The sequence below is a fragment of the Brevundimonas sp. KH_058 genome (genome assembly GCF_057838505.1).
Window position 1 is genome coordinate 3,034,240 of sequence record NZ_CM174469.1, and the last position, 12,735, is coordinate 3,046,974.

The window sequence follows — 12,735 nt, forward strand, 5'->3', positions numbered from 1 at the left end:
CACCCACGGTGTCGTATCAGGACCGCGGTCAAACCGTTTGGCTTGACGAACCGCCGACCTGGGCTTTGACGCTGTTCGTCAGCCCGGTCCCGCCGCTCCCGCCAGAGCGCCACAGGTCGCGCGCCCCGTGCACCGCCCGGCGCCGCCTTGAACCCGGCCGAGGATGTTCTTTCAAAGCTGCGCGCCTGGCGTTTCAACGTCGGCGGCGGGATTGAAGAACCTGAGCGCGGAACGCGCTGCCGTGGCGTAGTCGGGCGCGTCCGGGGCGCTTTCGGCCGGCGGATTGATTACGGACAGCAGTAGCGTCTCCAGCTGGGCGATCGCGGCGCGCTTCTCAGCCATGTAGTTGTGCTGGACATAGACGGCCATGGTGATCGGCGATCCGCCTCCGAAGTCCCCGGCGTGATTGAGCAGCTTCGACAAGATGAAGGGGCTGACCCCGGCGATCGCGAGGCGGGTGGCCCCGCTACGTCTGAGATCGTGGGCGGTCAGGTCCGGCGACCCGATCCCTTCCCTGATGTCGCGCATCGCATGGCTGATGGCGGCCGGCGACAGATAGGGGACCGTCTTGCTGCGACCGACGAAGACATAGGACGACGGGTCGTCACCCGGCGCCGGCTCGGACCGAAGCGCGATCGCCTCACGGATGAGGTCGATCGCGGTGGCGCAGAGAGGGACGGCCGTCACCCGACCGGCTTTTGTCTTCTCCGCGGGTATCGTCCAGACGGCCGCGCCGAAGTCGATTTCCGGGATGCGCATGGCGGCGATCTCGCCCCGCCGCTGAAGCGTCAGCATGGCGAGCTGGATGGCGATGCGGACCGGTCGGCTGACCATCACCGGCTCTTCGCGACCGCGGGGGAGGGGACGGCGTAGCCCGGTAGGATCGATGAGCGCCTTCCATAGGGCGCGGGTCTCATCATCCGTCAGGATGCGGGTGCGGGGGATCTCTTCGGCCAGGTCCGCGAGTTCCCCGGCGGGATTGCGGGTCACGCGCCCCTCGAGCACGCCCCAGGCGTATATCTGGCGGAGCAGGCCGCGCACTCGGTTGCAGGTCGTGCCGCGCCCGGCGGTCAGAAGATCACGCAGCAGCTTTCGAACAGCATCGCGGGTGAGGGCTTCGACCCTGATGCGGCCGAGCGGGGTCAGGTATTTCTTGTAGAGATAGCGCTCGGCCTTGATGGTCTGAGGCCGTTTGCGACGGCGGCTCGGGCGATACTCGCCGGTTTCGCAGACGGTGAAATAGGCTTCGGCCAGATCCTCGACCGTGCGGATGGCCTCAGTCTTGGCCTCGGCCTTGACCAACTGGCGCGTCGTTGCCGGGTCCTTGCCGTCGTCGACCTCGGACTGGATCTTGCGGGCCTTCGCCCTGGCTCCGGCAACCGTCAGGGCCGAGGTGTCGCCTATGGCGTGCTCGGGCGGGACGTAGTGGCCGAGCCGGATGCGCGGTTGACTTCCGTCCGGCCGGCGATACCTATAACCCCAGATTTTGGTGTCCGAGGATACCCGGAGATAAAGGCCCTTGAGGCCCGAATCCCAGAGCTCAAGACGGCCGCCTTCGATGGCCTTCGCCGACGCAACCGTTCGGTCCGTGAGCTTCAAAGTCGGCATCCAGATCTCCGATGGCCCCGTTTGCTGGGGCACATATGGGGCACAGATTGCAGCAACTCAGAAAATAGCGGTGAACAGCGATGAGGTCAAAAATATACGCAGGAACAATGCGCTAGCACAGTCCTGCACAGCGGTGAAAAGTGCTGAAAACAACCTCAGGTTAGCCTGGGGGTCAAGGGGTCGCAGGTTCGAATCCTGTCGCTCCGACCATTCTTGCAAAAGAATGATTGATGGTGGGGTCGTCCTTACGGGCGGCCCCATCGCCGTTTCTAGGCCTGACTCAGCCGCGCTCGGCCCACTTCAGCAGCGGGATGAGAGGCAGGCCCCAGGCGGTGCCGCCAATGCCAAAAAAGAGGAAGTCGATCCACTGCGATGGCGGCAACATTCCGCGCAGCGCGATCAGGCCCCACACCCAGAAGACCAGGAAGGCCAGCACGCCGATCGCGGCGACGAAGCGACGCAGACGCGGGTGCATCAGCGTTTGTTCCGAAACAGGAAGAAGGCGAGCAGGCAGAAGCCCGATCCGACCAAGGCCCACGGCGCCCAGACCCAGCTGTCCATCGTGCTGATCGCGAACACGCGCACGGCCAGGAACCAGCCGCAGGCCAGGCCGACGCCGGACACCAGGCTGGTGCCGCCGAAGCCGCGACGGCCCGTCAAAAGGTCCGCGATCCAGGCCAGCAGCAGGCCGCCCACAACGGCGGCGGCGATATCGGCGTATTGCAACCCTGATCTCCTGCGGCGTCAGCGCCGTTAACTCAATCCGACTCGATCTTGTCGCTCCAGGGGGGCATACCGCACCGGTCGCGATTTGGTCATGGTCGAGCGCGACAGCATATCCGGGTCAGCGTCAGGCGTCGAATGAACCGTTTCGGAAATCCAGATCGCAATCGCATCGTCGCCGTGTGGCTGTTCGCCACGGCGGCCATCGTCTTCCTGATGGTCGTTATCGGCGGCATCACCCGTCTGACGGGATCGGGCCTGTCGATCACCGAATGGAAGCCCATCATGGGCGCCATCCCGCCCCTGAACGCCGCCCAGTGGGCCGAGGCGTTCGAGAAATACCAACAGATCCCCCAGTATGCCCAGGTCAACGCCGGCATGAGCCTGGGCGAGTTTCAGGGCATCTTCTGGTGGGAATGGCTGCACCGGCTGATCGGCCGGCTGGTCGGGATGGTGTTCGCCTTACCGTTGGTCTTCTTCCTGCTGTGCCGCATTGCGCCGCCGAGTTCGCTGTTCCGTCAGTGGGCCATGCCGGACCGGCTGATCTGGCGCTGCGTCTTGCTGTTGGCCCTTGGCGGCCTGCAGGGGCTGATCGGCTGGTGGATGGTGTCCAGCGGCCTGTCCGAGCGGGTCAGCGTCGCGCCAGAGCGGCTGGCGACGCACCTGGGCTTGGCCTTCGTTCTGTTCGCTGCACTGATCTGGACCGGGCTTGAGGCGTGGAACGGCGAGGACCACGGGCGTCCGCCTGCGGGTTGGGCGCGAGGCGCGGGCTTCCTGCTGGGCGCGGTGTTCGTGCAGTGCCTGCTGGGCGCCCTGGTCGCGGGCGGTCATGCCGGATTGGTCTATACCGACTGGCCGCTGATGAATGGCGCGGTGTTACCGCCCGCGGACTGGAGCCTGGGGGCGAGCGCCTTCCTGCACGATCAGGCCCTGACGCAGTTCAATCACCGGCTGGTGGCCTATGGGCTGCTGATCGCCGTCAGCATCTATGCCTTCCAGGCCTGGCGCTGGCGCGTGGCCGAGGGGATGGGCTTGGCCGCCTTCATCCTGGCGGGTGTGGTGTGGTTCCAGGCCCTGCTGGGGATCGTCACCCTGATACACGCCGTGCCGGTGTGGCTGGGTGTGCTGCATCAGGGTGGGGCCGCCGTCGTGCTGGCCGTGGCGACGGCGAACCTGTGGCTGGTGTTGCGGGCTCAGCCTCGCATCTTCATGTCCGGACCGCGCTCCATGGGCCGGTGATCGCGAAGGTCACGCCGGGATACTGGATGTTGACGAACAGCGTCCCGCCGTCGGGCGAGAAGACCGCGCCCGCGAACTCCGAGTTCCCCTGAAACACGTTGCGGCCCAGGGTGTAGATCCTGCCGTCGGGCGTGACGCCCTTCAGATGATTGCGGATGGCGCTGGAATAGTTGTCCTCGCACACAATCAGATGGCCCCACGGCGCGATGGTGATGTTGTCGCCCATGTTCAGCGTCTTCTCGTTCGTGCTTTCGACGAACAGCTGGAGGCGGCCGGGACGACGTGTCTCGCCGGGGCGGCCTTCGTCGGGCGAGGGAACATAACGCAGGATCTGGCCGCGCTGGATCGGGCCGCCCGAGGTGGCGGTCAGATACATTTCGCCGTCGCCCCACCAGATGCCTTCGCCCCGCGCGACCAGGGCGGCGCCTTCGGCATGGCCGCGCTGGCGCAGGTCGCCTTGCGGGCTCTCGACGTCGGCCATGTCGATCCAGTCGACGCTCAGCCAGTCGCCGACCGACCAGACTCGGGCGTCATGGTTCGAGGTGTCGACGCCCTTGTGATCGCGCAGCACCATGGCCTGAAGTCGGCCGCCCTTGATCAGTTCGCCGGGCGTGTCGGGAATGAAGCGGTAGAAGAGGCCGTCGGCCCGGTCCTCCGTCAGATAGACGATGCCGGTGCGCGGATCGACGCAGACCGCTTCGTGGTCGAACCGGCCCATAGCCTTCAGCGGGACTGGATCGACCAGGCCCTCGGCGCGCGCCGGCACCTCGAAGACATAGCCGTGTTCCTTGGTCACGTCGGCGTCGGCGGGGGTTTCCTCCGTCTCCTCGCAGGTCAGCCATGAACCCCAGGGCGTCTGGCCGCCGCAGCAGTTGGTGCTGGTGCCCGCTAGGCTGAGGTGCTGGCGCTCGGTCCTACCGGTCGCCATGTCATAGACCACTGTAGTCGTGCCGCCGGGCAGGGGCCGGCCGTCCTTGTAGGTGTCATAGGCGCGGCCCGCATCCAGCAGGTCGATGCGCTGCTGGTTGTAGCCGCCGGGGCCCCAGTTGCGGTGGGCGGCGGACGAACCCTTGAGTTCGTGGTTGCGGACCAGGGCGACACGGTTTCCATCGAGGGCGAAACAGCCCATGCCGTCGAACTGACCGGGGACCAGCAGGCCGTCGGCCATGGTCTCGCCGCCCTGTGACACGATGCGGTAGGAGAAGCCCTCGGGCAGGTCGAGCATGCCGTTGGGATCGCGCTTCAGCGGACCGTAGCCCTCGACTTCGTTGACGTAGGTTTCCTCGGCGGCGGCCTGGACGCTGTGGGCCAGACCCAAGAAGGCGAGGGCGGCGCTGGAGCCGATCAGGCCGCGACGGTGAAGGATCATGAGAGGGCTCCGAGAGAAGATCGGCCCCCGGATGGCCCGGAAAGGTCATGGTTTGATGACGAAAGGCGTTATTTCGTAACGCTGAAAGCCGGAATGTGTCGGGTATTTTAATACCGTATTTGTAATCACCAACAATAACAGCATCTTGTGGTCATTGTGACGCATTCGAACGCGTTGACGCGACCAATCGTCTCCTGTATCAGCGCGCCTTCATTCGGTTCCCTCGGGGGCCGGACCCGATTTTCGTCTCCAGGAACCCCCTCATGCTGAAGAGCACTACGGCTTCGTTGAAGCCGGCCGAGGTCGAGAAGAAATGGATCCACATCGACGCCGAAGGCGTCGTGGTGGGCCGTCTCGCGACCTTCATCGCCAACCGTCTGCGCGGCAAGCACCGCGGCGACTACACCCCGCACGTTGACTGCGGCGACTATGTCGTCGTGACCAACGTCGACAAGGTGGTGTTCACCGGCAAGAAGTCGACCGACAAGGTCTACTATCGCCACACCGGCCACCCGGGCGGCGTCAAGTCGACCACGCCTGAGAAGGTTCTGGGCGGTCGCTTCCCCGAGCGCGTGCTTGAGAAGGCCGTCGAACGCATGCTGCCGAAAGAAAGCCCCCTGGCCCGCAAGCAGATGACGCACCTGCGCCTGTTCGCCGGCGGCGCACATGAACACGAAGCCCAGCAACCGGAAACGATCGACTTCGCGTCGGCGTCGCCCAAGAACACCCGGAGCGCCTGAGCATGACTGACGCGACGCAAGACACCGCCGCCACCGGCTTCGACGCCCTGAAGGGCCTGAGCTCTTCGGTCGAGAACGACGCCCCGGTCTATGTCCAGAAGCTGGACGCCCAGGGCCGCGCCTATTCGACCGGCAAGCGCAAGAACGCCATCGCGCGCGTTTGGGTCAAGCCGGGCACCGGCAAGATCACCGTCAACGGCAAGGACCAGGAGCAGTATTTCGCTCGTCCCGTGCTGCGCATGATGATCGCCCAGCCGCTGACTGTTTCGGACCGCGCCACGCAATATGACGTGATCTGCACCGTCGAAGGTTCGGGCCTGTCGGGTCAAGCTGGCGCCATCCGCCACGGCCTGTCGCACGCCCTGACGCACTTCGAACCGGAACTGCGCAAGGTCCTGAAGCCGCACGGCTTCCTGACCCGCGACAGCCGCGTCGTCGAGCGCAAGAAGTACGGCCGCGCCAAGGCTCGCCGTTCCTTCCAGTTCTCGAAGCGCTAATCGCGTTCACGCGGTTTGGATTTGGGGCGCTTCGGGGACACCCGGAGCGCCCTTTTTCTTGTCTATCTTCTCCCGCAAGGGAGGACGGTCAGGAGCAGCCTATGACCCACACCATCTTCATCGACGGCGAGGCCGGCACCACGGGGCTGGAGATCCGCGAGCGGCTGGAGGCGCGTCCGGATCTGGAACTGGTCCTGCTGGGCGATCGTCGTCGCGACGTGGATGCGCGGCGCGAGGCGCTGAACGGCGCTGACGCGGTAATCCTGTGCCTGCCCGACGATGCGGCGCGGGAAGCTGTGGCCATGATCGAGAACCCGTCGGTCAAGGTGATCGACGCCTCGACCGCCTATCGGGTTGCGCCTGGCTGGGCCTATGGATTCCCCGAAATGGATGCGGGACAGCGCGCGCTGATCTCGCGGTCGTCGTTCGTGTCGAACCCTGGCTGCTATCCCACCGGCTTCATCGGGCTGATGCGGCCGCTGGTGAAGGCGGGGCTGGTTCCGGCGGCCTATCCGGTCACGGTCAATGCGGTGTCGGGCTATTCCGGGGGCGGCAAGGCGATGATCGCCGAGTTCGAGGCGCCTGAGGCGGCGACCGCCTATCGCGCCTATGGCCTGTCGCTGAAGCACAAACATGTGCCGGAAATGACGAAACACACGGGGTTGAGCCGCGACGTGCTGTTCGCCCCGGCGGTCGGAAACTATCGTCAGGGCATGCTGGTGGAGGTTCCGCTGCATCTGGCGGCCCTGCCGGAGACGCCATCCGTCGAACGCCTTCACGGCGCACTGGTCGAGGCCTATGAGGGGCGGCACTTCGTCGAGGTCGCCGATCTGGAAGAAACCGAGGCCATGTCGGGACTGGAGCCCGAGGGTCTGAACGGCACCAACCGCCTGCGTCTGCACGTCTTCGGCGATCGCAACGGCGAACAGGCGCGGCTGGTGGCCCTGCTCGACAACCTGGGCAAGGGCGCGTCAGGCGCGGCTGTGCAGAACCTGAACATCATGCTGGGGCTGGACGAGACGATCGGCCTGATCTGATCGGCTGAAACCATTTCACCGCGTCCGTCGTATGAAGGGCATGACCCAGTCCCTGATCGTGAATCGCCGGGGCCTTCTGATGGGCGCCGGCGCGCTCGCCCTGTCCGCCTGTTCGCCCGAAACCTCTGAGGCAGGCGAGGGGCAGTATGCGACCTCGCCCTATCGCCGCGTCACCGATGCCGACTGGCGACGCCGGCTGGGCGACGCCTCATGGCGCGTCATGCGGCACGAGGGGACGGAGCGACCCTATTCAAGCCCGTTGAACGACCAGCACGGGCGCGGAAACTTCATCTGCAAGGGCTGCGACCTGCCGCTGTTCCGGTCGCAGTGGAAGTTCGATTCCCACACCGGCTGGCCCAGCTTCTATGACGTGATCGCCGCCAACATCGGCCGAAAGGGCGATCTGGCCATCGGCATCCCACGCACGGAATATCACTGCGCCCGCTGTCTGGCGCACCAGGGCCATGTGTTCGACGACGGCCCGCGTCCCACAGGCCTGCGTTACTGCAACAACGGCGTAGCGCTGAAGTTCGTCGCCGCCTAGCTCCGGCGCGCCCTGACGGCGGAATCGACGGTCAGGCCGAAGATGACCGAGGCGATGATGACCAGCAGGCCATAGTCGTGACCCGCGAAGAAAACCGGCGCGCACGCCATGCCGATGACGATCAGCGGAAACAGTCCGGCCCAGACCGCCGTGCCGGGCGCGTTGGGATGGATCATCGGCTGGACCGCCGGCCGCTTCATCATCCGGGCCATGCGCCCGTTCAGCAGCACGAAGGCGGCCGAGCAGATGATGGCCGAGATGATGTATTTCACCGTATTGCCCGGCTCGCCGAAGACGCTGGCTGTCATGATCAGCAGGATCAGCGCCACCACCGTGCTGATCGCAAGCAGGGCGTTGGGTTCGATACGGTTCAAGACTTCACTTTCACATAGCTGCCGGGCGCCGGCTCGATGGGCTTGAGCGGCCCCTGTTCAGGATCACGGGCGGTGATCTGAGGCCCAGCGCGCTCGCCCAGCCAGGCCGCCCAATGTTCCCACCAGCTGCCGGGATGCTCTACTGCGTCGGCCTGCCATTCGGCCAGTGTCGCGGGCAGGGCGGCATTGGTCCAGTGCTGGTATTTCCTGGCCGCAGGGGCGTTGATGACGCCGGCGATATGGCCCGACCCCGCCAGGGTGAAGGTCACGTCCCTGCCGCCGAACAGTTTGGCCGAGCGATAGACCGAGTTCATCGGCGCAATGTGATCCTCGCGACTGGCCTGGAAATAGAGCGGAATAGACACCTTCGACAGGTCCGCCGTCAGGCCGCCGATCTGGAAGCCGCCCTGGGCCAGGGCGTTGGCCCCGTACATCTGGCGCAGATAGTCCAGATGCAGGGTCTTGGGCATCCGCGTCTGGTCTGCGTTCCAGAACAGCAGGTCGAACGCGGGCGGATCCTTGCCCAGCAGATAGTTGCTGATGAAGAAGGACCAGATCAGGTCGTTGGAGCGCAAGGCGTTGAAGGTCTCGGCCATGGCCGCGCCGGGCAGGACGCCGCCGGCCGCATCCATCTGACGCTCGATCTCGGCGATCCAGTGCTCGTCGGTGAACAGCAGCAGGTCGCCCGCCTCGGCGAAGTCATGCTGGGCGGCGAAGAAGGTCGCGGCGGCGACCCGCTTGTCGTTCTTGGTCGCCATGTGCGCCAGACCGGCGCCCAGCAGGGTGCCGCCGATGCAATAGCCGACGGCATTCAGCTGCTTCGTTCCGGCCTGATCCAGCGTCTTCTCGACCGCGCGGTAGATGCCGTTTTCCAGATACTGGTCGAAGCCGAACCCGGCCTTGTCCTTGTCCGGATTGACCCAGGAACAGACGAACACCGTAAAGCCCTGGGCCGACAGCCAGCGGATCAGCGAGTTCGCCGGCTGCAGGTCCATGATGTAGAATTTGTTGATCCAGGGCGGAAAGATCAGCAGCGGGATCTCGTGCTGGGTCTCGGTCGACGGCGCATACTGGATCAGTTCGAACAGCTCGTCGCGCCAGACGACCTGACCCGGCGCAGTGGCGACGTTCTCGCCGACGACGAACTTGCCGTAGTCGGCCTGGCTGATGCGGAGCGACCCACCGCCGCGTTCCAGATCGGCAGCGAAGTTCTGCATCCCCTTCACCAGCGATTCACCGCTGGTCTCGGCCAGGGCCTTCAGCGCGACGGGGTTGGACGCCAGGAAGTTCGACGGCGAGAAGGCGTCGGTCAGCAGGCGGGTGAAGAACTGGGCGCGGCGTTTCAGCGTCGGATCGACATCCTCCACCCCCGCGATCAGGCCGTTCATCCAGTCCGAGGTCAGCAGATAGGATCGACGCATCATGTCGAACATGGGATTTTCGGACCAGGCCGGGTCCTTGAACCGTTTGTCGGTCGGAGCAGGATCAGGCGCCTCGCCTGCCGCCTGACGCGCTGTGGACGACCACAGCTGCATATAGCGACCAAACAGGTCGGCCTGCGCCTGCATCATCTTGTCGGGCTGGGCCGCCAGGCTGGTCATCACCGAGGTCATGGCGGGCGCGACGTTGAACGGATCGGCCGACAGGGCGGCGGGGCGGTCGGCCTGTGTCAGGGCCGCTTCTGCAATGGCGCTCTGGGCCATCATGGCCGCCTTGGCCAGGTTCATCGACAGGGTTTCGATCAGTTCGGCCTGTGCGGCGCCGGGGAATGCCTGTTCGCGCGCACCCTCGGCGACGATTTCAGCCGGCGCCTCCTGCGGTTCGGCTGGCTTTGGCTTGAGCTGGCGCGGGGGGCGGGGCTTGGCGGACGTGGGGCGTCCGGCCTTGCGCGCCGGGCGTTCGGCGGCGTCTGTCGGGGTCTGCGGGAGCTTGGCCATGATCGTCCTTCGCGCTTCCTGCAGCAGAGGTCGGTTCATCCGCCCTTCCGCGCGCAGCGATGATGGCATAAGACCAGCCAGGAAATGAACGCGTCGCTCTCGAAAAAGATGATCCTGATCGCCGTAGTCGCGATCTCAGCACCCTTGGCCGGCTGCATCGGCGGGTCTGCGTCCAAGACCGAGCCCGTTTCGCCGCTTGCGCCGCGCGTTCAGGAATTGGTCGACGCCAATCGCCACTATCCTCGGTGGGAGGATTTCCCGGCAGCGCCCACCGACCTGCCGCCCGTCGCTCAGGTCGCGGCAAATGCTCAGCGCTTGCAGAATGACAGCACGACGCTGAAAAGCGAGATCGCGCGGATCGACTGGACACTGACCGATCCCGAGGCCCTCGCCGCCGAGACGGCGGCTGCGGTCCGATCCGTGCCGGTCTCGCCCGACGCCGCCCGCACCCAGGCGGACATCGAAGCCTTCGCCCAGAGCCTGCGCGACCGCGCCAAGGCGCCGCCGCCGCTCGACCGCCGCCCGACGCAATGACCGGTCGCCGGGGATGCAGAATCCCGCGATGATGCGCTGATGGCGGACGACGGCGGCGCAAAGACACTCAACGCATTCCTGGGCGTGACCCGGTCCCTCTCAGGTCGTGCCTGGCGTCAGCGGCCGGCAGATGCGGCGACGACCCGAGCCCACATGCAGGGCCTGGGGCTGGACGAACTCCTTGCCCGCGCCCTGGCGTCACGTGGCGTATCGGCGGATCAGGGGGCCGACTTCCTGACGCCGACCCTGCGCGCCCTGTTCCCCGACCCGTCCAGCTTCATGGACATGGATGCGGCGGCCGATGCGATCCTGAACGCTCTCCAGGCCAAGGCCAACATCCACGTCTTCGCCGACTATGACGTGGATGGGGCGTCCAGCGCGGCGCTTCTGGTGCGCTGGTTCCGGGCGATGGATCATGAGCTGTCGATCTACGTGCCCGATCGGCTGACCGAGGGATACGGCCCCAGCGCAAAGGCTTTCGACACGCTGAAGGCCTCGGGCGCGGACCTGGTCATCACCGTGGACTGCGGCGCTGCGGCGAACGAGGCGCTGGCCCATGCCGCCGCCATCGCCCTGAACGTCGTGGTCATCGACCACCACCTGATGCGCAGCGAGCCGCCGACGGCGCTTGCGGTCGTCAATCCTAACCGGCCGGGTTGCACCTCCGGTCAGGGCAATCTGGCGGCGGCGGGCGTAGTGTTCGTGCTGCTGGCGGCCCTGAACCGTGAGGGACGCCGGCGCGGCCTTTTCACCGATAGGCCGGAGCCGAACATTCGCCAGTGGCTGGATCTGGCGGCGCTGGGGGCCATTTGCGATGTCACCGGTCTGACCGGCTTCAACCGCGCTCTGACCGGATTAGGGCTCAAGGTCATGAGCGACTGGCGAAATCCCGGCTTGCGCGCCCTGCTGGCGGCGGCGGGGGCAGAGCTGGGGCCGGCCAAGAGCAACCATGCCGGCTTCATTCTGGGGCCTCGCATCAACGCCGGCGGTCGCATTGGACGGTCGGACCTGGGCGCGCGACTGCTGTCCACCGATGACCCGGCCGAGGCCGAGGCGCTGGCGATAGAACTGGACGCGCTGAATCTGTCGCGGCGCGACGTCGAACGGCAGGTGACGGATGCCGCCGTCCGACGCGTGGAGGCCACCGGCGTCCATGCCGACGACACCGCAGTCGTCGTGGTCGCGGGCGAGGACTGGCATCCCGGCGTCGTCGGCATCGTCGCGGGCCGCCTGCGCGAACGCTGGCGCAAGCCGGTCATCGTCATCGGCGTCGATCCGGTGACCGGACTGGGCAAGGGGTCGGGACGATCCCAGATCGGCATGAACCTGGGCCGCGCGATCCAGGCGGCGTGGGAGAGCGGCATCCTGATGGCGGGAGGCGGTCACGCCATGGCTGCCGGCTTGACGATGGACAGCGCGCGCGTGGCGGAACTGACCACATTCCTGAACGAACGGCTGGCCTCTGAACGTGTCGAGGCGGTCGCCCAGGACGTGCTGGAGATCGACGCCCTGATCGACCCCGGCGCGGCGACTCGCACCCTGTTCGAATCGTTCGAGCAGTTGGCGCCCTTCGGTCCCGCCAATCCCGAACCGAGCTTTGCCCTGACCGGCGTTCAGGCGCGCGAACCCGTGGCGATGAACGGCGGTCATGTCCGTTGTCGCCTGGTCGGCGCGGACGGCGCATCGGTGAAGGCCATCGCTTGGCGCTGCGCCGATCTGCCGTCGGGCCAGGCCCTGCTGTCGGGGCAGGGCGGGCTGAGCGTCGTCGGGCGGCTGAAGGCCGACGACTGGAACGGCCGCAAGGGCGTGCAGTTCGAGATCGAGGATGTCGCCGATCCCCGGATGATCTGACGACGTCCAAAAAACTCGAAATCCACGCTTGCACCGTCCCGAGGGCGCGGCTATATCGCCGGCTCTCCCGCGCAGCGGTCCCTTCGTCTATCGGTTAGGACGTCAGGTTTTCAACCTGAAAAGAGGGGTTCGACTCCCCTAGGGACTGCCACGCGGGCAGTTCGCCGGTCGAGCCAACAGGCTCCTGGCAACAGAAACGCCTTACATTTCAGACGATGCGGAAGCGCCTTCCATTATATGGCGTCGCACCTGCGTCTTCATTCCCCAAAGGCACATCCTTCG

Annotated in this window: 13 protein-coding genes and 1 tRNA gene; 8 read left to right on the plus strand and 6 right to left on the minus strand. The window is 66.0% G+C overall.

Annotated elements, in window-relative coordinates; translation table 11 throughout:
• Positions 1-171: 171 nt before the first annotated feature.
• The 3 genes from AC3ISA_RS15010 to AC3ISA_RS15020 form a co-directional block, all read right to left on the minus strand.
• Positions 172-1,608: a tyrosine-type recombinase/integrase gene (locus AC3ISA_RS15010; protein WP_489178509.1), complete on the minus strand. Its 1,437-nt coding sequence runs from the start codon at positions 1,606-1,608 to the stop codon at positions 172-174.
• Positions 1,609-1,888: 280 nt separating this feature from the next.
• Complete coding sequence (locus AC3ISA_RS15015; protein ID WP_372692019.1) at positions 1,889-2,083, minus strand: DUF2842 domain-containing protein; 195 nt, start codon at positions 2,081-2,083, stop codon at positions 1,889-1,891.
• Entirely contained in the window at positions 2,083-2,334 is a 252-nt protein-coding gene (locus AC3ISA_RS15020) for a transglycosylase (protein WP_489178510.1), read from the minus strand. Before AC3ISA_RS15020 ends, AC3ISA_RS15015 begins: the two co-directional genes overlap by 1 nt.
• Before the next feature lie 135 nt (positions 2,335-2,469).
• Between AC3ISA_RS15020 and AC3ISA_RS15025 the strand changes: the two genes are divergently transcribed.
• Positions 2,470-3,570 carry a COX15/CtaA family protein gene (locus AC3ISA_RS15025; RefSeq protein ID WP_489178511.1) on the plus strand — a complete coding sequence of 367 codons (1,101 nt, stop codon included), beginning with the start codon at positions 2,470-2,472 and terminating at the stop codon, positions 3,568-3,570.
• On the opposite strand, the gene AC3ISA_RS15030 is transcribed toward AC3ISA_RS15025, so the two are convergent.
• Positions 3,539-4,939 carry an alkaline phosphatase PhoX gene (locus tag AC3ISA_RS15030; RefSeq protein ID WP_489178512.1) on the minus strand — a complete coding sequence of 467 codons (1,401 nt, stop codon included), beginning with the start codon at positions 4,937-4,939 and terminating at the stop codon, positions 3,539-3,541. The genes AC3ISA_RS15025 and AC3ISA_RS15030 overlap by 32 nt on opposite strands.
• A gap of 266 nt (positions 4,940-5,205) precedes the next feature.
• Between AC3ISA_RS15030 and rplM the strand changes: the two genes are divergently transcribed.
• The 4 genes from rplM to msrB all read left to right on the plus strand — a co-directional run bounded on the left by rplM (position 5,206) and on the right by msrB (position 7,757).
• Complete coding sequence (gene rplM, locus AC3ISA_RS15035; protein ID WP_159851782.1) at positions 5,206-5,679, plus strand: 50S ribosomal protein L13; 474 nt, start codon at positions 5,206-5,208, stop codon at positions 5,677-5,679.
• Between the two features lie 2 nt (positions 5,680-5,681).
• Positions 5,682-6,176 carry a 30S ribosomal protein S9 gene (gene rpsI / locus AC3ISA_RS15040; protein WP_135195973.1) on the plus strand — a complete coding sequence of 165 codons (495 nt, stop codon included), beginning with the start codon at positions 5,682-5,684 and terminating at the stop codon, positions 6,174-6,176.
• A 101-nt stretch (positions 6,177-6,277) separates the two neighbouring features.
• The gene (gene argC / locus AC3ISA_RS15045; protein WP_489178513.1) at positions 6,278-7,213 is read left to right on the plus strand and encodes an N-acetyl-gamma-glutamyl-phosphate reductase; all 936 of its coding nucleotides are present in this window, start codon (positions 6,278-6,280) and stop codon (positions 7,211-7,213) included.
• A gap of 40 nt (positions 7,214-7,253) precedes the next feature.
• Positions 7,254-7,757: a peptide-methionine (R)-S-oxide reductase MsrB gene (gene msrB / locus AC3ISA_RS15050; RefSeq protein ID WP_489178514.1), complete on the plus strand. Its 504-nt coding sequence runs from the start codon at positions 7,254-7,256 to the stop codon at positions 7,755-7,757.
• On the opposite strand, the gene AC3ISA_RS15055 is transcribed toward msrB, so the two are convergent.
• Both AC3ISA_RS15055 and phaC read right to left on the minus strand, forming a co-directional pair.
• Positions 7,754-8,131: a hypothetical protein gene (locus AC3ISA_RS15055; protein WP_489178515.1), complete on the minus strand. Its 378-nt coding sequence runs from the start codon at positions 8,129-8,131 to the stop codon at positions 7,754-7,756. The two genes, msrB and AC3ISA_RS15055, sit on opposite strands and share 4 nt — an antisense overlap.
• Positions 8,128-10,068 carry a class I poly(R)-hydroxyalkanoic acid synthase gene (gene phaC, locus AC3ISA_RS15060; protein WP_489178516.1) on the minus strand — a complete coding sequence of 647 codons (1,941 nt, stop codon included), beginning with the start codon at positions 10,066-10,068 and terminating at the stop codon, positions 8,128-8,130. Before phaC ends, AC3ISA_RS15055 begins: the two co-directional genes overlap by 4 nt.
• A 108-nt stretch (positions 10,069-10,176) precedes the next feature.
• Between phaC and AC3ISA_RS15065 the strand changes: the two genes are divergently transcribed.
• From AC3ISA_RS15065 to AC3ISA_RS15075, 3 genes are all read left to right on the plus strand, one after another.
• Positions 10,177-10,602, plus strand: a complete 426-nt coding sequence (locus AC3ISA_RS15065; RefSeq protein WP_489178517.1) for a hypothetical protein — start codon at positions 10,177-10,179, stop codon at positions 10,600-10,602.
• A gap of 39 nt (positions 10,603-10,641) precedes the next feature.
• Complete coding sequence (gene recJ, locus AC3ISA_RS15070) at positions 10,642-12,453, plus strand: single-stranded-DNA-specific exonuclease RecJ (protein ID WP_489178518.1); 1,812 nt, start codon at positions 10,642-10,644, stop codon at positions 12,451-12,453.
• A 76-nt stretch (positions 12,454-12,529) separates the two neighbouring features.
• Positions 12,530-12,604 (plus strand) — tRNA-Glu (locus AC3ISA_RS15075).
• Positions 12,605-12,735: the final 131 nt, after the last annotated feature.